21 protein-coding genes are annotated in these 20117 nt (G+C 64.3%); 5 read left to right on the top strand and 16 right to left on the bottom strand.

Annotated features, from left to right (window positions below; genetic code table 11):
- Positions 1-46: 46 nt before the first annotated feature.
- The 8 genes from HNQ71_RS05840 to HNQ71_RS05805 form a co-directional block, all read right to left on the bottom strand.
- Positions 47-847, bottom strand: coding sequence for an ABC transporter permease (locus tag HNQ71_RS05840; RefSeq protein WP_184871593.1), 801 nt, complete (start codon positions 845-847; stop codon positions 47-49).
- Entirely contained in the window at positions 844-1716 is an 873-nt protein-coding gene (locus HNQ71_RS05835; protein ID WP_184871592.1) for an ABC transporter permease, read from the bottom strand. The genes HNQ71_RS05840 and HNQ71_RS05835 overlap by 4 nt, the downstream gene beginning before the upstream one ends.
- Positions 1713-2816: an ABC transporter ATP-binding protein gene (locus tag HNQ71_RS05830; protein ID WP_184871591.1), complete on the bottom strand. Its 1104-nt coding sequence runs from the start codon at positions 2814-2816 to the stop codon at positions 1713-1715. Before HNQ71_RS05830 ends, HNQ71_RS05835 begins: the two co-directional genes overlap by 4 nt.
- A 77-nt stretch (positions 2817-2893) precedes the next feature.
- Entirely contained in the window at positions 2894-3919 is a 1026-nt protein-coding gene (locus HNQ71_RS05825; protein WP_184871590.1) for an ABC transporter substrate-binding protein, read from the bottom strand.
- Positions 3920-3972: 53 nt separating this feature from the next.
- Complete coding sequence (gene araD1 / locus HNQ71_RS05820; protein ID WP_184871589.1) at positions 3973-4971, bottom strand: AraD1 family protein; 999 nt, start codon at positions 4969-4971, stop codon at positions 3973-3975.
- A gap of 32 nt (positions 4972-5003) precedes the next feature.
- Entirely contained in the window at positions 5004-5783 is a 780-nt protein-coding gene (locus HNQ71_RS05815; protein ID WP_184871588.1) for an SDR family NAD(P)-dependent oxidoreductase, read from the bottom strand.
- Positions 5784-5796: 13 nt separating this feature from the next.
- On the bottom strand, positions 5797-7524 hold the full coding sequence (locus HNQ71_RS05810; RefSeq protein WP_184871587.1) for a dihydroxy-acid dehydratase: 1728 nt from the start codon (positions 7522-7524) through the stop codon (positions 5797-5799).
- Positions 7521-8312: a FadR/GntR family transcriptional regulator gene (locus HNQ71_RS05805; protein ID WP_184871586.1), complete on the bottom strand. Its 792-nt coding sequence runs from the start codon at positions 8310-8312 to the stop codon at positions 7521-7523. The genes HNQ71_RS05810 and HNQ71_RS05805 overlap by 4 nt, the downstream gene beginning before the upstream one ends.
- A 61-nt stretch (positions 8313-8373) precedes the next feature.
- Here HNQ71_RS05805 and HNQ71_RS05800 point away from each other — a divergent pair, with 61 nt between their 5' ends.
- Complete coding sequence (locus tag HNQ71_RS05800; RefSeq protein WP_184871585.1) at positions 8374-9297, top strand: aldose 1-epimerase; 924 nt, start codon at positions 8374-8376, stop codon at positions 9295-9297.
- Between the two features lie 31 nt (positions 9298-9328).
- Here HNQ71_RS05800 and HNQ71_RS05795 read toward each other — a convergent pair whose 3' ends face one another.
- From HNQ71_RS05795 to pcaQ, 8 genes are all read right to left on the bottom strand, one after another.
- A complete protein-coding gene (locus HNQ71_RS05795; protein ID WP_184871584.1) occupies positions 9329-10774 on the bottom strand; it encodes an aldehyde dehydrogenase in 1446 nt (481 codons plus the stop codon).
- Between the two features lie 74 nt (positions 10775-10848).
- Positions 10849-11634 (bottom strand): coniferyl-alcohol dehydrogenase, encoded by a 786-nt coding sequence (locus HNQ71_RS05790; RefSeq protein WP_184872246.1) that lies wholly within the window; start codon positions 11632-11634, stop codon positions 10849-10851.
- Positions 11635-11636: 2 nt separating this feature from the next.
- Positions 11637-12695 (bottom strand): branched-chain amino acid ABC transporter permease, encoded by a 1059-nt coding sequence (locus HNQ71_RS05785; RefSeq protein WP_184871583.1) that lies wholly within the window; start codon positions 12693-12695, stop codon positions 11637-11639.
- On the bottom strand, positions 12692-13582 hold the full coding sequence (locus tag HNQ71_RS05780; RefSeq protein ID WP_184871582.1) for a branched-chain amino acid ABC transporter permease: 891 nt from the start codon (positions 13580-13582) through the stop codon (positions 12692-12694). The genes HNQ71_RS05785 and HNQ71_RS05780 overlap by 4 nt, the downstream gene beginning before the upstream one ends.
- A complete protein-coding gene (locus HNQ71_RS05775; RefSeq protein ID WP_184871581.1) occupies positions 13579-14307 on the bottom strand; it encodes an ABC transporter ATP-binding protein in 729 nt (242 codons plus the stop codon). Before HNQ71_RS05775 ends, HNQ71_RS05780 begins: the two co-directional genes overlap by 4 nt.
- Positions 14304-15047 carry an ABC transporter ATP-binding protein gene (locus tag HNQ71_RS05770; protein ID WP_184872245.1) on the bottom strand — a complete coding sequence of 248 codons (744 nt, stop codon included), beginning with the start codon at positions 15045-15047 and terminating at the stop codon, positions 14304-14306. The genes HNQ71_RS05775 and HNQ71_RS05770 overlap by 4 nt, the downstream gene beginning before the upstream one ends.
- A gap of 21 nt (positions 15048-15068) precedes the next feature.
- Positions 15069-16382 (bottom strand): ABC transporter substrate-binding protein, encoded by a 1314-nt coding sequence (locus HNQ71_RS05765; protein ID WP_184871580.1) that lies wholly within the window; start codon positions 16380-16382, stop codon positions 15069-15071.
- Between the two features lie 143 nt (positions 16383-16525).
- On the bottom strand, positions 16526-17443 hold the full coding sequence (gene pcaQ / locus HNQ71_RS05760) for a pca operon transcription factor PcaQ (RefSeq protein ID WP_184871579.1): 918 nt from the start codon (positions 17441-17443) through the stop codon (positions 16526-16528).
- A 93-nt stretch (positions 17444-17536) separates the two neighbouring features.
- Here pcaQ and pcaD point away from each other — a divergent pair, with 93 nt between their 5' ends.
- The 4 genes from pcaD to pcaG are packed head-to-tail and all read left to right on the top strand — an operon-like array spanning position 17537 to position 20105.
- On the top strand, positions 17537-18346 hold the full coding sequence (gene pcaD / locus HNQ71_RS05755) for a 3-oxoadipate enol-lactonase (RefSeq protein ID WP_184871578.1): 810 nt from the start codon (positions 17537-17539) through the stop codon (positions 18344-18346).
- On the top strand, positions 18339-18746 hold the full coding sequence (gene pcaC, locus HNQ71_RS05750) for a 4-carboxymuconolactone decarboxylase (protein WP_184871577.1): 408 nt from the start codon (positions 18339-18341) through the stop codon (positions 18744-18746). The genes pcaD and pcaC overlap by 8 nt, the downstream gene beginning before the upstream one ends.
- Entirely contained in the window at positions 18736-19491 is a 756-nt protein-coding gene (pcaH, locus tag HNQ71_RS05745) for a protocatechuate 3,4-dioxygenase subunit beta (RefSeq protein WP_184871576.1), read from the top strand. The genes pcaC and pcaH overlap by 11 nt, the downstream gene beginning before the upstream one ends.
- Positions 19491-20105 (top strand): protocatechuate 3,4-dioxygenase subunit alpha, encoded by a 615-nt coding sequence (pcaG, locus tag HNQ71_RS05740; protein ID WP_184871575.1) that lies wholly within the window; start codon positions 19491-19493, stop codon positions 20103-20105. Before pcaH ends, pcaG begins: the two co-directional genes overlap by 1 nt.
- Positions 20106-20117: the final 12 nt, after the last annotated feature.

Genomic DNA, 20117 nt, shown 5'->3' with positions numbered 1-20117 from the left:
AGTCAACGCGACTCCGCGACATCCGTCGGCCGTGGCTGCCGCGCACTCAGGTCCGTTCCGTCGCGACTTGCCTGGGGATAAGAAAACGCGCGGCGAGCACGCAGAGCAGTACGGTGAACATCAGGATCAGCGCCACCAGCGCATTGATGTCGGGTGAAAAGCCAAGCCGCATCATCGCCCACAGCCTGACCGGCAGCGTGCTTTGGGTGCCGGTGACCAGGATGGTGATCATGGTCTCGTCGAACGACAGCGCGAAAGCCAGGATGGCGCCGCCGACCATGGCACTCGACAGGTTCGGCAGGACGATGCGCCAGAACGTTTGCCAGCTCGTGGCGCCGAGATCGTAGGACGCTTCGACCAGTGTGCGGCTCATCGACTGCAGTCGCATCAGCACCGTGCGATAGACGATTGCCAGCACGAAGACCGTATGCCCGATGACCACCGTCAGCAGAGAGCGTTCAAGGCCGATCTCACGGAAGAAGATCAGCAGCGCCAGACCGCTGATGATAGGCGGCATCAGGAACGGCAGGAAGATGATGAACTGCAGCAGCGAGCGCCCGGAACGGCGGCTGTGATAATAGAGCGCCAGCAGCGTTCCGCTGACCACCGACAGGACGACGGTGCAGACACCGACGATCAGCGTGGTGCGCAATGCGGCCAGAATGTCGTGGTTTTCGGCCAGCGCGACATAGGTCGCAAGCGTCGGCGAAGACCAGTCGACATTGCCATGCGCAATGGTGAAGAACGACGACACGATCGGCACGGCCAGCGGGCTGTAGAGCAGAACCGCGACCAAAGTCGTGATCGCTGCCAGAAGGACGGTGGATAGCCGGGGCAGGGCGGTCATATCGCTGTCCCCCGGTTGCGGCCGAAGCGCTCGCCGACAAGAATTGCCGCGATCACCACGACCGCCAGCGCCACTGATAGTGCCGCACCGAACGGCCAGTTGTAGGCGGTGCCGAACTGGCTATAGAGGATGCGGCCGAAGGTGAAGCCGCTGATGCCGCCGACCATTTGCGGCGTCAGGAAATCGCCGATCGCCAGCACGAACACGAAGCTCGCCGCAGAGGCGACGCCGGGCAGGCTGAGCGGCAAGGTGATGCGCAGGAACGTCTGCAGGCCGCTCGCGCCCAGATCGTCGGAGGCGCGTAGCAGCACCTGCGGAATCCGCTCCAGCGACAGGAAGATCGGCAGGATGGCGAACGGGATCAGCAGCAGCGTCAGCGTCAGCAGGATGGCGTTCATGTTGAACACGAAAAGCGTCGACGGCTCCTGCAGGATACCGAGCCCGACCAGCGCCTTGTTGAGAAAGCCGTTAAGGCCGAGGATGCTGCGGATCGCATAGATCTTGATGACGTAGCTCATCAGCAGCGGCACCAGCAGCAGCATCAGCAAGGCGTAGCGCCAGCGCCCCTTCAGGGTCGTCAGGAAATAGGCGGCGGGATAGGCGAGCAGAATGCAGATTGCCGCCACCGAGAGACACAGCACGATGGTGTTCCAGAACACCGGAAGGAAGATCGGATCGGTGAAGAAGCGGAAATAGTTGCCCAGTGACAGCGTATGAACGATCGTGCCCTGGTCGACGCTGAAGAAGCTATAGCCGAGGAAGATCGCCAGCGGCACGAGGACGAAGACCACCGGCAAGGCGAAAGCCAGCGCCGTCACCAGCAGCGACCATCGCCGTTCCGCGAGCGGTATCGTGCCGGGTCCGCTCATGCCAGCACCAGGTGGCCTTCATGCGGCGCAAACGCCAGGGAGATCGTCGCGCCGGATTTCAGCGTGCTGCCGTCGACCCGGCTCGGCATGCGCAGCCGCAAGCGTTGCCCAGTATGGTCGGCGCCGGCCGTGATGGTGGCAACGGTCGACGAGCCGGCGAAGGCCATGTCGGCGATCGTGCCGGAAAAGCGGTTGTCGGTGTCCTTTGCATCGGCAAGGTGCAAGGCCTCGGGACGGAAGGCAGCGAAGGCACTGGCGCCATCCGCCGCAGTCTTCAAATGCGGCTGGTCACTGATCGAACAGACCAGGCGTCCGAGCGCCGTCTCGATCGATCGCAGTTCACCCTGGACGGATCCAAGCTTTCCGGCCACCAGATTGTTCTCGCCGAAGAAGCGCGCCACGAACTCGCAATTCGGCTTGTAGTAAAGCTCGTGCGGGGTGCCGAGCTGGCGGATATGGCCGGCCTGCATGACACAGATCCGATCGGCCATGCCGATCGCTTCTTCCTGGTCGTGGGTGACGAACAGGAACGTGGTTTTGATTTCGCGCTGGATGGATTTCAGGAACTCCTGCATTTGCCGGCGCAGCTCGAGGTCGAGCGCTGCCAGCGGCTCGTCGAGCAGGATCAGGCGCGGCTGGCAGATCAGCGCGCGGGCCAAGGCGACGCGCTGGCGCTGGCCGCCGGAGAGTTGGGCCGGAAAGCGGTCGGTGAAACGGCCGAGCTGGACCAGTTCCAGCGCTTCCGCGACGCGGCGCGCAATCTCCTTGCGCGGCACGTGGCGAACCGAAAGCCCGTAGCCGACATTGCCGGAAACGGTCAGATGTGGGAACAGCGCATAGTCCTGGAACACGGTGTTGAACGGCCGCCGGTTGATCGGCATGCGGCTGATATCCTGGCCGTCGAGCCGGATCTCGCCCGACGTCAGTGGTTCCAGCCCGCCGATCAGCCGCAGCACCGTGGTCTTGCCGGAGCCTGACGGCCCAAGCACGGTCAGGAACTCACCGTCCTTGATCGACAGGTCGATGTCGTGCAGCACCGGAACGGTGCCGTAGGATTTCGAGACGGACCGCAGCGTCAGCAGGTCGGTGTTCTGGTTCATAGAATATTCTCGCATACGCTTCGGCGGTCCGGAACGTCCGGACCGCCGGGTCCTTCGAAGTCTTCGTTACGGAAAGATCAGGGCGTGGCCTTGATCTCGTTCCACATGTCCGACCGCTTCAGCGGGTCCTCGACATTGTTGAGCCAGACCAGCTTGTCATTGCCGCCGGCGCTGCCGGTTTCGGTCACGGTGTTGCCGAAGCCGGTGCGTTCGGAAAGCTCGCCGCTGACCTTCTTGCTCAGCATGAAGTCGATCCATTTCTCGGCCGCCGCATTGTCGCGGACGCCCTTGGAGATGACCCAGTTGTCGAGCCAGGCAAGCGCGCCCTCGCTCGGGTTGACGTAAGCGACATGGGCGCCGATCTTCTGCAGTGCCTTGACCTGCTGCTGGCCGTAATTGGCCCAGATCAGGGCCACGTCATTGTTCTGATAGATCTGCTGCGCCTCGTCGGCGGTGGTATAGAAGCTCAGCACATTGCGCTTGAGTTCGACCAACTTGGCCTTGACCGCCGCCATCTGTTCTTCATTCAGATTGAACGGATCCTGGTAGCCGAGCGTCAGTGCGGTGAACGAGAAATTGTGCTCGCCATTGTCATAGGCCAGGACCTTGCCCTTGTAGGCCGGGTCCCACAGCACCGACATCGATGTCGGTGCCGGCTTGACCTTGTCGGTGTCGTAGATCAGGCCGATCGAGTCGAAGCAGAACGGAATGCCATAGACCTTGCCGTCCTTGGTGACGCCGCTCACCGCGGTGAGATCGCGGAAGCGCGGCAGCACCTCTTTCTGGTTGGCCAATTTCGTCACGTCGATCGGCGACACCAGATCGGCCTTGATGTAGCGCTGCAACTGGGCGGTGTTGACGGCGAAGACGTCGAAGTCCTGTCCTTCGCTGCCCTTGATCTTGGCCCAGATCTCGTCGTCACTGCCGATGAAGACGACATCGACGCCGACGCCGGTTGCAGCGGTGAAGTCCTTCACCCAGTCCGGGTCGGCATAGCCATCCCAGGCCAGAACCCGAAGGTTCGCGGCCAAGGCTGCCGATGTCATCAGGCCGATGCCGAGGCCGATTGCCGCCATTCTTAGAAACAGTTTCTTCAGTCCCATTTTTAATCTCCCATTGTCTTTCTGATGGACCGCAGTTTCCGGACCTTTTGCCGTCACAGCTGGGTGACGGCGACCAGTCCCTCGTCCGGCACCGACTCCATCCGGTTGCGCAGTGGCTTGCCGAATGTCTGTGCCTGGATTTCATACTCGTCGCCGGAAGCCGTCTTGATGCCGGAGGCGTAGCTCATCACCGCCGCGCCGAAGAAATAGGCATGCAGGTCGCCTGCTCTGCGGTGCATCGGGTAGCGGAAATGGAAATGTTCGAGATTGGCGATCGAGTGCGACATGTGCGCCTCGCCCGACAAGAACTCCTGCTCCCAGATGACGGCCCCGTCGCGCAGGATGCGGGAATGGCCACGCACTTCATCGGGCAGGTCGCCGATCAAAAGCTCCGGGCCGATCGAGCAGGAGCGGAGTTTCGAATGGGCGAGATAAAGGTAGTTCTCGGCTTCCGTGACGTGGTCGGAGTATTCGTTGCCGAGCGCATAGCCGATGCGATAGGGGCGGCCATCCGGCCCATTGAGATAGAGCCCGACGATTTCGGCCTCTTCCGCGCCGGCGCGCGCGAAGGCGGGCATCGGCAGCGCCGCACCGGGCGGCACGACACAGGTGCCGACGCCCTTGAAGAACCATTCGGGCTGGATTCCGATCTGCCCGGCGGCGGGTTTGCCGCCCTCCAGGCCCATGCGAAAGATCTTCAGTGAATCGGATTCCTCGGCGTCCTCGCCATGCGTAAGCACATGCATCTTGTCGCGTGCCGCGGCACTTCCGGTATGGGTCAGGCCGGTGCCGGTGACCAGGAAGCGCGCCGGTTCAGGATGATCGACCGGGGCCAGCACACGGCCATTGCGCAACAGCTCGTCATAGTCGACCGTTGCTGTGCCCGACCGCTTCTCGACAAGTGCGGCGATGGAAACGCCCTCAGCAATTGCCGCTTCGGCAAGTTCCAGCACGGTGCTGGTCTTTTCGAGCGGGTGCAGGTGATTGCCGTCGTCGGAGACACGGCCAACCCCCCTGTTGCCATCGGGCATTCTGAACTGAACAAGACGCATGAGGTACCCTTCTTCCCTTGAGGCCGTGCGGGTCACACCCAGCCCGCATCGACGATGAATTGCTGGCTTGTGCACATGCGGCTGTCGTCGGCGGCCAGGAACAGCGCCATGCGCGCAATATCGGAGGGCTGCAGCCGGTCGGGCAGGCACTGCCGCTCCTCGATCTGCCGCTCTCCGGCCGGGTTCAGCCACAGGCGCATCTGGCGCTCAGTCATCACCCAGCCAGGCACCATGCAGTTGACACGGATGCGCTCGGGACCAAGCTCGCGGGCCAGCGCCCGCGTCATGCCGTAAACCGCCGCCTTGGCCGTCACATAAGCGGGGCAATCGGGATCGCCAACCATCCAGGTAATCGAACCGAAATTGATGATCGAGCCGCCGCCCTGCGAGCCCATCTGCGGGCGCACCGCTTGCGCCGCAAAGAACTGGTGGCGCAAATTGACCGCCATGCGGTCGTCCCAATAGGCGACCGTCACGTCATTGGTTTGATGGCGGTCGTCATTGCCGGCATTGTTGCACAGAACCTGAATCGGGCCGTTGTGCTGCATCGCTTGCACCGTTGCCGCCTGCAGTTTCTCGACGTCACGCAGGTCGCAGGCGATGAACAGCGGCGCGCGATGCCCATCCGCCGCGATCGCATCGGCCAGGCGCTGCGACGGCTCCTCGGCCAGATCGACAAAGGCAACGCGGCTGCCTTGCGCGCAGAAATGGCGCACCAGGCTTTCGCCGATGCCGCTGCCACCGCCGGTTATGAAGACGCTGCGATCCTTGAGGCTGGGGTAGGTGGCGTAGCCGCCAATTTCATCCGTCATCGCGCGCGCCTCACTAGTGGGAATGCCGGGGGATGCCGGCATCGCGCCGGCCGACGAGAAAGTCGAAATCGCAGCCCTTGTCGGCTTGCAGAACGCGCTCGACATAGAGGCTCTGGTAGCCGCCTTCGGGCGCCGCCGGCGGCTGCCAGTCATGCCGGCGGGTGGCCAGCTCCTCGTCCGACACCAAAAGCTCCAGTCGCCGGCCGGCCACATCCAGCTCGATGAGATCGCCATCGCGCACCAGCGCCAGTGCCCCCCCGGCCGCTGCTTCCGGCGCCACATGCAGCACCACGGTGCCGTAGGCGGTGCCGCTCATGCGCGCGTCCGAGATGCGCACCATGTCGGAGACGCCTTGCTTCAGCAGCTTGGCCGGCAGCGGCATGTTGCCGACCTCGGCCATCCCGGGGTAGCCGCGCGGTCCGCAGTTCTTCAGCACCATCACCGAAGACGCGTCGATATCGAGCTCCGGATCATCGATGCGGGCGTAGTAATGCTCTATGTTTTCGAAGACCACCGCCTTGCCGCGATGCTGCATCAGCTCGGGCGTTGCCGCCGACGGTTTGATGACCGCCCCGTTGGGCGCCAGATTGCCGCGCAGGATCGAGATGCCACCTTCCCTGGTCAGCGGGTCGCTCAGCGGGCGGATGACCTCGGTGTTGTAGTTGGGCGCGCCGTCGATCAACTCGCCAATGGTCTTGTTGCTGACGGTCATGGCGTCGCGATGAAGAAGCCCCACTTCATCAAGCGACGCCATGACCGCAGCCAGCCCCCCGGCATAGTAGAAATCTTCCATCAGGAACCGCCCCGATGGCATCAGATCGACAATTGTCGGAACGTCGCGGCCAAGGCGGTCCCAGTCATCGAGGCTGAGATCGACACCGATACGGTTGGCGATGGCGATCAGATGCAGCACCGCATTGGTCGAGCCGCCGATCGCGCCATTGACGCGGATGGCGTTCTCGAACGCATGCCGGGTGAGGATCTGCGCAATCGTCACATCCTTGCGGACCAGCTCGACGATCTGGCGTCCGGCCATCTGGGCGAGCACGCCACGGCGCGAATCCACCGCCGGGATCGCGGCATTGTCCGGCATGCCGATGCCGAGCGCCTCCACCATGCTGGCCATGGTCGAAGCCGTGCCCATTGTCATGCAGCTACCCGCCGACCGGCTCTGGCCTTGTTCGGCGGCAAGGAAATCGGCGACCGGCATGCGGCCGGCCTTCACCTCTTCGGCGAATTTCCAGACATGTGTGCCCGAGCCGATATCTTGTCCGCGGAACTTGCCGTTGAGCATCGGTCCGCCGGAAACGGCGATGGTCGGCAGATTGCACGACGCAGCACCCATCAGCAGCGCAGGCGTGGTCTTGTCGCAGCCGACCAGCAGGATGACGCCATCGATAGGATTGCCGCGGATGGATTCCTCGACATCCATGCTGACCAGATTGCGAAAGAGCATGGCGGTGGGGCGCATGTTGCTCTCGCCCAATGACATGACCGGGAATTCCAGCGGCAGGCCGCCGGCTTCATAGACGCCGCGTTTGACGTGGTCGGCCAGGGCGCGCAGATGCGCATTGCACGGCGTCAATTCCGACCAGGTGTTGCAAATGCCGATCACCGGGCGGCCGTCGAACGCGTCGGCGGGAATGCCCTGGTTCTTCATCCAGCTGCGGTGCATGAAGGCGTTCTTGCCTTCGCCGCCGAACCAGGCCTCGGACCGCAGCTTGCGTTTGGTCTCGGTCACGATGCCAGCTCCCGATTGGTGCGGCGCCTGTTGCGGTTCTCGACACTGCGGCGCACGTCTTCTTCGGCATTGTCGATGAGCACCAGCAGCGCCTTTTGCGCGCCGGCGGCATCGCGCGCGGCGATCTTCTCAGCCACTTCCCGGTGCAGCGGCAAAGAGTGGCGCTGGCCTTCGGGATTGTCGTTGGAGAGGCGGAAGCTCATCACCAGCGCGGTTTCGACCAGTGCCGCGAGCGAGCCGATCAGCTCGTTGCCGGTCATGCGCAGAATGGTCTGGTGGAACAGCAGGTCAGGCTTGGCGAAGCGGTCGCCGTCGTCGACAACGGCTTCCATTTCGGCGAGCGCGGCGTTGATCTCGGCGATCTGCGCCGGTGTGGCGCGCTGCGCGGCGAGTGCGGCCGACATAGGCTCGATGGCCCGCCGCAGTTCGAACAGCGCCCGCACATCGTCGGCGCTGACGCCGCTGGCGTAACGCCACGACAGGACGTCCGGGTCGAGGAAATTCCAGTCGGAGCGGGGACGCACCCGTGTTCCGGTCTTCGGCCGCGATTCGACGAGCCCCTTGCCGGCCAGCACCTTGATGGCCTCGCGCAACACGGTGCGGCTGACCCCCAGCATCTCGCTGGAATCGTCCGCATTGGGCAGCGCCTCGCCGGGCAGGAAATCGCCCTGCACGATGCGCAACCCGATCTGCTCGACAACCGTCGCATGCAGTGCCGTGGAGCCGCTGGAAACCGCGACGGCGACGCGCGAAGTCCGAGCCGTGCTAAAAGATTTCTTATTCTTCATACTATTCATATGATATGTCTTATAGTCATGGCGATTGGAGTCAAGGGATGGGGACATGCCGATGACAAAGAATTCAGCGGCCGTTGCCGAGCAGCACACAGAGCTGCTTTCGATCAGCGACGGCATTGCCACGGCCGAGATTGCTCCGGCCGCCGGCGGTGCGGTGGCATCGTATCGCTGGCGGCAAGACGGCTCCGTCGTGGACTTGCTACGCCCGGCCGATCAGGCGGCGATCAGCCGCCGCGATGCCGGCGCCATGGCCTGCTTCCCGCTGGTTCCCTATTCCAACCGCATAAGGGGTGGTCGCTTCGCATTCGCCGGCCGTAGCATTGAGCTGCCGACTAGCCCCGATGACCCGCATCATGAGCACGGCCATGGCTGGCGTCGGCCTTGGACAGTCGGGCGACACGAACCCAGCGCTGTCGTCTTGCGTTATCGCCATGCCGCCGATTCCTGGCCATGGGGCTACGAGGCCGAGCAAGTCATCTCGCTCGCCGATGGCAGGCTGGGCATCACCATCTCGCTGCGCAATCTCTCGGACACGCCGATGCCGGCCGGCTTCGGCCTGCATCCCTATTTCCCGTCGACGCCGTGGACGCATGTCAAGGCGCCGGTGTCCGGTATGTGGGAGACCGATGCGGACATCTTGCCAACCCGCCACGTCCTGCCGCCGGCCGGTGCCAACCCGACCACGGGCTTCGATGTGTCCGAGACGGACTTCGATACCGTCTTCACCGGATGGACGCGCCGGGCCCGGATCTCCTGGCCGGAGCATGGACGGCAATTGGACATCGAGGCCGAGGCGCCGCTCGATTTCCTCGTTCTCTACACGCCGCCCGGCGAGCCGTTCTTTTGCGCCGAGCCGGTCAGCAACATCACCGATGCCTTCAACCGCGACGCGGGCATCGACACCGGCCGCATCATACTGGCGCCCGGCCGGATGCGATCTGCCAGTGTTCGCTTCACGCCCTCACAGGCGGTCTGACCGATGTCGAACCTGCCGAAGCGAGGCCGGTTCAGAACGGATAATGCTGGCCCGGATCCTCGATCGTCACCCAGCGCAAATCGGTGAACTCGGCGATCGAGGCCTTGCCGCCGAAGCGGCCATAGCCCGAGCCCTTGACGCCGCCGAACGGCATTTGTGCCTCGTCGCCGACGGTCGGGCCATTGATATGGCAGATGCCGGCTTCGATGCGCGCGGCGACCGCCATGGCACGCTTGATGTCGCGGCTGAAGACGGCTGACGACAGGCCGTATTCGGTGTCGTTGGCGACACGCACGGCCTCGTCCTCGCCTCTGACACGGATCACCGGCTTGACCGGCCCGAAGGATTCTTCGGCATAGACGCGCATGGTCGGCGTGACGTGGTCGAGCAACGTCGCTTCCACCACGGTGCCGGTACGCTTGCCGCCGGCCACCAACCTGGCGCCCTTGGCGACGGCATCGGTGACGAGTTCCTCCATCTTGTCGGCCGCCTGGCTGCTGATCAGCGAGCCCAGCACGACATGGCCACGCGGGTCGCCGGCCGGCAGTTGCGACGCGCGCGCAGCGAGCTTGGAAACGAATTCATCGGCGACCTTCTCGTCGACGATCAGCCGCTCGGTCGACATGCAGATCTGGCCCTGATGCATGAAGGCGCCGAAGGTGGCGGCGTTGACCGCAGCGTCGATGTCGGCATCGTCCAGGACCAGCAACGGCGCCTTGCCGCCGAGTTCGAGCAGCGCCGGCTTCAGGTGCCGTCCAGCGAGTTCGGCGATGATCCTGCCGACCTTGGTCGATCCGGTGAAGTTGACGCGCCTGACTGCAGGGTGCGCGACCAGCGCCTCGACAATGTCGGCGGCGTCCTTCGGATCGTTGGTGACGACATTGATGACGCCCTTCGGCAGGCCGGCCTCGACCAGCACCTGGCCGATCAGCCGGTGCGTGCCGGGGCACATTTCGGATGCTTTCAGCACCACCGTGTTGCCGCAGGCGATCGGCATGGCGATGGCGCGGGTGCCGAGAATGACCGGCGCATTCCACGGCGCGATGCCGAGGCACACACCAGCCGGCTGGCGGATCGCCATGGCCAGCGTGCCCGGCTTGTCGGATGGGATGATCTCGCCCGATATCTGCGTCGTCATCGCCGCCGCCTCGCGCAGCATGTTCGCCGCCAGCATGACGTTGAAGCCGGCCCACGGGCCGGTCGCGCCGGTCTCTTCCATCATCAGCCGGGTGAATTCGCCGACCTTCGAGGCCATCACGTCAGCCGCCTTGCCCAGCAAGGCGCGGCGTTCACCAGGCCCGGTCTTCGACCATGCCGGAAACGCGGCCGCTGCAGCTTCGACCGCGGCATTGGCGTCGGCAATTCTGGCTGCTGCGGCGCGCGTCGCCAGCCTGCCGGTGAACGGATCCATGCGCTCGAAGGACGCCGCACCCGAGGCAGCCCGTTCGTCGCCGTCGATCAGAAGTCCGATGTCCATCACTGTCTCCATCCCTCCATTCTTGTTTGACCATGATCGTTTCCGAAAAGCGGTTCCCACTTGGGGATCATGGTCTAGAATCCGAACATTTCGGCATTGATCGATGCCTCGAGGCCACCATCGACCGGCACGTTGGCGCCGTTGATCCAGCGCGCGCCGTCCGAGCACAGGAACAGCACCACCGGTGCGATATCGCCCGCTGTGCCGGCGCGCCCGACCCTGGCAATGTCGCTGTCGACGCGGGCGTCGCCGAGCACCGTGCGGAATTGTTTGAGGATCGGTGTCTCGACAGGACCGGGGCTCACCGCATTGACGCGAATGCCGCGGCGTTTGAACAGATCCTGATGTGCGGCGCGGAACGTCCACAAGAGCAGCAGTTCCTTGGAGACAGGATAGCCTTCCTCGTTCCTGACCGCGTGGTCGCAGACCACCTGGGCGACATCGGGAAAACCTTCGATGCCGACGATCGAGGCGGCGCGATTGAGATGGGCGCGCCAGCCATAACCGGCGATCGAGGCGAGGTTGACGATGGCGCCGCCTTCGCGAAGTTTTGGCACAAGACCTTCCGAAAGCGCCCGCAGCCCAAAGAAGTTGACGGCCAGCGTCGCCGCCGCACCGGTGTTGCCGGAAAGGCCGGCGACATTGCAGAGCGCGTCGATACGATGCGGCAGACGCGCGATGAGATCGTCGACACCGGCCTTGGTGGAGATGTCGGCCTTGACGAAACTGCCAGCCGCTGTCGCCGGCTCACGCACATCGACGCCGATCACGTCGGCGCCGAGTTGGCCGGCGAGTTCCGCGGTGCGCGCACCAATGCCTGAAGCGACACCGGTGACAAGGACGATCTTGCCGAAGAGCATGGTCATGCCTTTTCCTGATGCATCGTGGTTTGTTGTGGTGAAGGCGTCACGTCGTCATCAGCAGCCGCGAGCCTGACGCGATAACCGACCGGCAGCAGGCGAAGCCCGAAGCGCTCCTCGATCGTCCCCCACAGGCCGCGCGGCAGGAAAAGCGAGAACACCACCGCTGTGGCGCCAAGTCCGACCAGGTACCAGACGCCGGTGCCGCCGAACCAGGTCTCGATGAGGAAGAACACCAGCGCGCCGAGAATAGCGCCCTCGAAGGTGCCGATGCCGCCGACCAGCACCATGAAGATCATGTAGGCGGTCCATTGCACGTTGAAGTAGGTCTTCGGCTGGAAGGTGATGGAGGTCGCCAGCCACAACGCACCGGCAATGCCGATGCCGAAGGCGGCAAGCACGAACAGCAGCCGCTTGGTGCCGGTGACGCGCACACCGACCGACGCGGCGGCATCCTCATTGTCCCGGATCGCGCGGATCGCGGCACCCGTGCTGCCGCGCAGCAGGCCAAACAGGATGGCAAGCAGCGCGGTCATCGAGGCCAGTGCCAGCCAGTAGATCGTCGCTCGCCTTGTGCCGGCATCATAGACATTGAGCGAGATCAGCGAGGTGCCGGTTTCGCCCTGCACCAGCCGGTCGAGATTGACCAGCAGATGCGTCAGTGCCGCGATCACCCACATGCCGATGGCGAACTCGCCATTTCTCAGCCGCAGCATGAACAGCGAGAGCGGGATAGACACCACGCCGACGACAAGTCCCGAGGCGAACAGCGCCAGGAAGGGATTGAGGCCCGCATCGGCCAGCCGGATGGCGAAATAGGCGCCGAGCCCGAAGAACACCTGCTGCCCGACCGAGACCAGCCCGCCGAAGCCGGCCAGCGCATTCCACATCGCCGCCAGGATCACATAGATGAACAGGGCGGTCATACGGTCGACCGAACCGGCCGACAGGAACTGCGGTGCAATCGCCAGCAGCGCGATGATTAAGGCGACGGCCATCGCCGCGATCCGCGACGTGGCCGTGCCGCGCTCGATGACAGGCATGGTGGCGAGAGTGCTCATGACGTCTTCCCGAGGCGCAGCAGGTCGCGCAGGCCAAGGCCGGACGCGGACAGCCGCACGAAAAGCACGACGAGAAAGACAGCGTGGCCGCCGATCAGAAACCCCTGCGGATGCACTTGCGCGCCGAGCGTCTGGGCAAGCGCCAGCACGATACCGCCGATCAGCGTTCCCCAAAGCGAACCGGCGCCGCCGATCACCGCCGCCTCGAAGGCGAACAGCAATTGCGGCGCGCCGGCATAGGGATCGAAGGTGGCGCGCATGCCCAGGAATGCGCCAGCAAGACCAACCGTGACCATGGCGATGGCCGCGGCAATGGCGTTGGCGCGGCGGGCATCGACACCGACCAGGCCGGCCGTATCGGGATCTTCCGAGGTGGCGCGGATCGAGCGGCCAAGCCTGGTGTGCGTGAGGAACAATTGCAGCCCGCCGAGCAGGACAATTGCGGTAGCAAACATCATCACCGCGAGCTTGCCGACATAGATGCTGCCTGGCCATTCCCAGGAATCATAGGACAGACTGCCGATATAGGGCGCCAGCGAACGCGTGTCGGCGCCGAACTGCTCGAACAGCAGATTGTCGATGACGATGGCCAGGCCGAATGTCGTCAGGATCGGCAGCAGGGCACCGCCGCGCGCGCTGCGTTCGAGCAGGAACCGTTGCAGCGCCCAGCCGATCGCCGCCATCAATGGCAGGACGATGAGCAGGCCGACAAAGGGCGAGACATGGTATCGCGAGGCGAGCCACCACAGCGCGTAGGCGGAAAACACCGCAAGGCTGCCATGGGCGAGGTTGATGATGCGCATCACCGAAAACATGAACGACAGGCCGCAGGCGATCAGCGCGTAGTAGCCGCCGAGAAGGATGCCCTGGATGATCTGGTTGCTCATGCGGGAACGCTCCCGCTGCTTTTCCGGTGCAGGCCGAAATAAGCCTTCGTCACCTCTTCGCGCGAAATCGCCTTGCTCGACCCTTCGAGCGCGACACGCCCTTCGAGCATGCAAATGACCCTGTCGGACACCGCGAGCGCGCGGTTGAGGTCCTGTTCGACCAGGATGATCGTCGTGCCCGAAGCGATCAGCCCTTGCAGCGCGGCATAGACACGGTCGACGATCAGTGGTGACAGGCCGAGCGAAACCTCGTCGAGCAGCAGCAGTTCGGGGTTGCTCATCAAGGCCCGGCCGATCGCCGTCGCCTGCTGCTCGCCGCCCGAGAGATGGCCCGTCCTGGCATGGCGGCGCGGTTTCAGGTTGGGGAACATATCCAACACCTTGTCGACGCTCCAGTCGCCCGGCCGGCCGGCGGTCCTGCCGAGCAGGAGGTTTTCCTCGACCGTCATCTGCACGAACAGTTTGCGTCCCTCCGGCACCAGCGCGATGCCCATTCCGACACGCCTGTGCGACGGCACGCTGGTGAGGTTGGCGCCGTCCAGCAGCAGGCGGCCGGCCGCCGGCTGATGCGCCCCGGCGATCGCCCGCAGCAGCGTCGTCTTGCCGGCGCCATTGGCACCGACCAGCGCCAGCGTCTCGCCGCGTTCGATCGTGAAGCTCACCCCGCGCACTGCCTGCAGCAGGCCGTGCCGGACAACCAGGTTCTCGACCGACAGCAGGCTCATTTCGGGCCTCCGCCAACATAGGCGCGCACGACCTCGGGGTCGGCCATCACCGCTTGCGGCTCGCCGTCGGCGATGATCTTGCCGGCATCCATGCAGATCAGGCGCTCGGCCACCTGCAGCAGGATATGCACGATGTGCTCGATCCAGACGATGCCGATCTTGCGCCGGCGCAATTCCTTGATCGTGTCGACAAGTTCGCCGGCTTCGCCATCGGTCAGGCCGCCGCCGATCTCGTCGAGCAGCAGCAGTGTCGGTCTTGCGGCGAGCGCCCTTGCCAGTTCCAGCCGCTTGCGGTCGAGCAGCCCGAGCGTTTCGGCGCGCCGGTTGGCGACGCCCAGCATGCCGCACAGTTTCAGCGAGCCGAGCGCTTCCTCATAGGCCTCGTCGCGGCCGAGGCCGGCGCCATGCGATGCCGCGACGAAGACATTCTCGAAGGTGGTCATGCCGCTGAACGGTTTTGGCACCTGGTGCGTGCGCACCAGGCCGAGCCGGCAACGCTGCGTCGCCGACAGCGGCGTCACGTCGCCGCCCCTGAAGCTTACCGTGCCCGAGCTTGGTGGAAAGGCCCCGGCCAGCACGCTGAGCAGCGTGGTCTTGCCAGCCCCGTTCGGGCCGACAATACCGACCGCCTCGTCGGCGGCCATGGTGAAGTCGACTGCATCCAGCACCACAAGTGCGCCGAAGCGCTTGTGGATACCGGCGGCGGCGAGGATCGCCTGTTGTTGCGGATGGGTCACCAGGCGATCCTCGTCAGCGGTCCATCAGCCGTTGTAAGGCAGAAGCTTGGCTTCGACGGGCACTTTCGGGTCCGTGGCATTCTCGGTCACCACATAATCGAGCGGGAACTTGGCTCCCTCCTTGGCGGCCACCCATTGCGTGCCGATGATCGGGCCGGGCGAGACATTGGCCACTGGGCCGCTGGTGAAGTCGACCTTGCCGATCATCGTCTCGGTCTTGAGCTGGCTCAGCGCCTTGGCCACCGCCGCCTTGTCCTTGGCGTCGCTGCTTGCCTTCAGCGCTTCGAAGCCGGCGTCGAGCAACGACATCGAGGCGCCGAGCTGCTGCGTCCACTGCTTGCCGCTCGCCGCCTCATAGCCGTCCGCCAGTTCGGTTCCCGAAACGCCGGTCAGCGGCGATTTGTACGGGAAGGCCTTGTGCCAGTAGGCGGCGCTCGAAATCTTCATGCCGAGATCGCCGAGCGCTTCGATGTCAGACGGGAACAGGCCGGTCTTGGCGACCTGGCAGATCTTGATCTGCTTGATCAGCCCTTGCTGTGCCGCCTGACGCCAGAACGCTGCGAAGTCCGGCGGGATCGGGAAGGAATTGAAGATCTCGACGCCTTCCTGCTTGAACAACGCGATCTGCGAGGAATAGTCGGTGGTGCCGGTTTCATAGGCGCCGGGGTCGACGATCGTAAACCCTTGCTTGGCCAGCAGTGGCGCCAGATTGGCGCGGATGGCGTTGCCGTCGGCGTCGTTCGGATACATGACGCCGACCTTCTTGTTGGTCTCGATCAGGTTCCATTGCGAGATGTAGGTCTTGAAGAACTCGCCGACGCCAAAGCCGAAATGATAGGTCCATTTGAACGGCGAGGGCGCGCCGGGCTTGGCGCCGCGGCCGAAGTACCAGGCCTCCCAAGGCATCACCGTCGACAGGCACGGCACGCCGGCGGCTTCACAGGCGTCGGCCACCGGGTTGATCACCTCGGGCGTCGACACCGCCAGCATCAGGTCGATGGCCTGGTTGTTGATCAGGTCCTTGGCCAACTGGCCGGCACGCGACGGGTCGGACTGCGTGTCCTGGTCGAGGATTTCGACGCTGTATTTCTTGCCGCCCAAGTCGAGGCCACCGGCCAGCGCCTTGCGGGCCAGATCGAGCACATAGCCGTCGGTCTGGCCGAAGCCTGCGAGCGGACCGGTGCGCGGGCTGACGAAGCCGACTTTGAGCGTGTCGCCGGCTTGAGCAAAGGCCTTGCCGCCAAGCGCGAGCGCCGTGCCGCCGGCAATCGACGTGGCGATGAACTGGCGTCGCGATAGGCCCGGAATGGTGGATCTGCTGCCAATGGCGTGGGTCATGTTTTCCTCCCTCTGTGGCTCCTCCATCGTCACAGTGCACCACCGGTTTGGTTCGGTAAAATGATATTTTGCGGTGTTTCATTAACCTATGGGTTAGTGAATTCTGCAGCCGAGGCGACGTCCGGTTGGAATGTTCCGAGGCGTCAGCTGCCTTGCCTTGCCGCTTCGCGGATGGTCTGCAGCAGGATGGAGAAGGCCGGCGAGGGCGCGGTGTCGGTCCGCATCGTCAGGCCGACCGGGCCCTTGGTTTCCTCGGTGTTGACCGGCAAGGCGACGAAGGCGCCGCTGCCGAGTTCGTTGGCGACGACGCCGGCCGAAATGATCCAGACGGCATTGCTCTGCCGCAGGAAGGCGCGGCCGAAGGAGTCCGAGACGGTTTCGATCTCGGTTGCCGGCGCGGTCATGCCGTTGGTGATGAACAGCCGGTCGACGAAGGGACGGATGACGGATTCCCGCGTCGGCATCAGCATCGGGAACTCGTCGAGGCGCGCGAACACGTCCTGTTCGGGATCAAGCAGTGGATGTCCCGCTCGCACCACGAACAGCACCTGTTCGGAGTAGAGGTGCTCGAAGAAGAAGCCGGTCATGTTCTCCGGCGCGGCCAGCCGCCCGACAACGAGATCGAGCGCGCCGGTGCGCAATTGTTCGAGCAGCACCGCGTTCTCGCCGGTGACGATCTTGATCGCCGCCCCCGTGCCCTCCTTGAGGAACAGGGTCATGGCAAGCGGCATCACCCGCGCCGACACCGTCGGCAGCGCGCCGATGCGGATCGGGTGCCGGTTGATCGCCCCGTCCTGCCGGACGGAATCGACGCCTTGCTTGAGCGCCGTAATTGCCGTGCCGGCATGGCGAAGGAAGATCTCGCCGATGCGCGTCAGCCTGATGCCGCGGCCATCGCGTTCGACCATCGCGACGCCCAGCGCCTCTTCCAGTTCGCGCAACGTCTTGGTCACCGCCGGTGGACTGACATGCAGCAAATCGGCCGCCCTCGCCACGCTGCCCTGCCGTGCAACTTCCAGGAATGCCTGCAGGTGACGGAACCGGATGCGGCTCTCGGACATGGATCTGATAACCCCTGAGTTAATGAAACGGCACAAAATATCATTTTACCGAACCAAATGCCTTGTGCAATGTGGAGATGGAGGATCGAAATCGTGCCATTCGTCACCATCGGCGGCATCACGCTGCACCACCGTCACGTCGAGGCGAACGGCAGTGCGCGCCCGATCGTGTTCATCAATTCGCTCGGCACCGACTTCCGGATCTGGGACCAGGTCCTGTCGATCCTGGGCGGGGAAATGCCGCTGCTGGTCTACGACAAGCGCGGCCACGGGCTCTCCGATATCGGCGACATCAGGTCGATCGACGACCACGTCGATGATCTCTGCGGCCTCATCGATCACTTCGGTCTTGGCAAGGTGGTGTTGTGCGGCCTGTCGGTCGGCGGTCTGATTGCGCAGGGGTTCCATGCCAGGCGCCCCGAAGGCGTCGAAGGTCTGATCCTCTGCGATACGGCCCAAAAGATTGGCACCATGGACAGCTGGAACACGCGCATCGCAACGGTCGAAAGCAAGGGGATCCAGGAGATTGCCGATGGGGTGCTCAAAGTGTGGTTCACACCCGGCTTCCACGCAACGCGTTCAGCCGAGCTCGACGGCTACTGGAACATGCTGACCAGGCAGGCGCTCGCAGGCTATCTCGGGACATGCGCGGCCGTTCGCGATGCCGATTTCACCGAGGCCGCGCGCCGTATTTCCGTACCGACGCTTTGTATCGCCGGCGACCAGGACGGCTCGACGCCACCCGACCTTGTCCGCTCGCTGGCCGCTCTCATTCCCGGCGCGCGCTTCGAGATCATCCGCGACGCCGGACATATTCCTTGTATCGAACAGCCCGAAGCACTTGTCGCCTTGATCCGCCATTTTATCGCATCGCTTGCCCTTGGAGCCGAAACCCATGGATGAAGTCCCCGGCAACGCCGCCAGATATCGCACAGGCCTCGGCGTACGGCGATCCGTGCTCGGCGACCGCCATGTCGATCGGGCCGAGGTCGCCGCGACCGATTTCGACCAGCCCTTCCAGGAACTGATCACCGAGGCCGCCTGGGGAACGGTGTGGGCACGGCCGGGCTTCACCAAGCGCGAGCGCTCGATCGTCACGCTGGCGCTGCTGGCAGCACTCGGCCATGATGAGGAGGTCGCCATGCATGTGCGCGCCACCGCCAACACCGGTGCCTCGCGCGACGACATCTGCGAAGCGTTCCTGCATGTCGCCATCTATGCCGGCGTGCCGGCCGCCAACCGTGCCTTCAAGATCGCCAAGGACGTGTTTTCGGAAATGGACGGAGCCAAGGATGCCCGCTGAGTCCGGATCGAACCGGAGGCCCGAGACCGGCGCCTTCTTCCAGCGCGACCGGACATGGCATCCGCCGGCGCTGACGCCGAACTACAAGACTTCCGTGCTGCGTTCGCCGCAGAAGGCGCTGCTCGCCTTCGACAACACGATGTCTGAGATTGCAGGCCCGGTCTTCGGTCACGCCATGCTCGGAGAACTCGATGCCGACCTGATCCACAATTTCGCCAGACCCGGCGAGAGCGCCATCGGCGAGCGGATCATCGTCCATGGGCGGGTGCTCGACGAACGCGGCGTTGGCGTACCCGGCGCGCTGCTCGAATTCTGGCAAGCCAATGCCGGTGGCCGCTACCGCCACAAGAAGGACAGCTATCTGGCGCCGCTCGACCCGAATTTCGGCGGCTGCGGCCGCGCCATCACCGGTGAGGACGGCGGCTATGCCTTTCGCACCGTCAAGCCCGGTCCCTATCCCTGGCCGAACGGGCCGAACGACTGGCGGCCTTCGCACATCCATTTTTCGGTCTTCGGCCATGGCTTCGCGCAACGGCTGATCACGCAGATGTATTTCGAGGGCGACCCGCTGATCTGGCGCTGCCCGATCGCGCGCGGCATTCCCGACAAGGCAGCCATCGAAACGCTGATCGCCGCGCTCGACATGCAGGCGACGATCCCTTTCGACGCGCGCGCCTACAAGTTCGACATCGTGCTGCGCGGGCGCCGCTCCTCGCTGTTCGAAAACAGGCTGGAGGGCAATTGATGGCCCAGTCGCTCGACCGGCTCAGAGAAAGCCCTTCGCAGACCGCAGGACCCTACGTCCATATCGGGCTGACGCCGAATTTCTGCGGCATCGGCGACGTCTACCCGAACGATCTTGGTGCGGCCATGGTCAACGACAAGACCAGGGGCGAGCGCATCGGCCTGCGCATCCGGGTGCTCGACGGCACCGGCACGCCGCTCAAGGACGCGCTGGTCGAGATCTGGCAGGCGGATGCGAACGGGCTCTACAATTCGCCGGCGGAACTGCGCGGCACGGCCGATCCGAATTTCATCGGCTGGGGCCGCTGCCCGACCGACATGGACACCGGCCTGTGCACGTTCGACACGATCAAGCCGGGCCGCGTGCCGTTCAGCGATGGCCGCCTGATGGCGCCGCACATCACGCTCTGGATCGTCGCCCGCGGCATCAATCTCGGCCTGCACACGCGGCTGTATTTTTCCGACGAGGAAGAGGCCAATGGGCAGGATCCGATCCTGGCGCGCATCGAGCACCGCGTTCGTGTGCCGACACTGATCGCCGAGCGCAAGGGCGATATCTATGTCTTCGACGTCCATCTCCAGGGGGAGAAGGAAACGGTCTTCTTCGACAGCTAGGAGGCCCGCGCC

The organism is Mesorhizobium sangaii (assembly GCF_014207355.1).
GTDB classification, from domain to species: Bacteria; Pseudomonadota; Alphaproteobacteria; order Rhizobiales; family Rhizobiaceae; genus Mesorhizobium; species Mesorhizobium sangaii.
The sequence above is the reverse complement of the archived record's forward strand: the minus strand, read 5'-3'. Positions and strand labels throughout refer to the sequence as shown.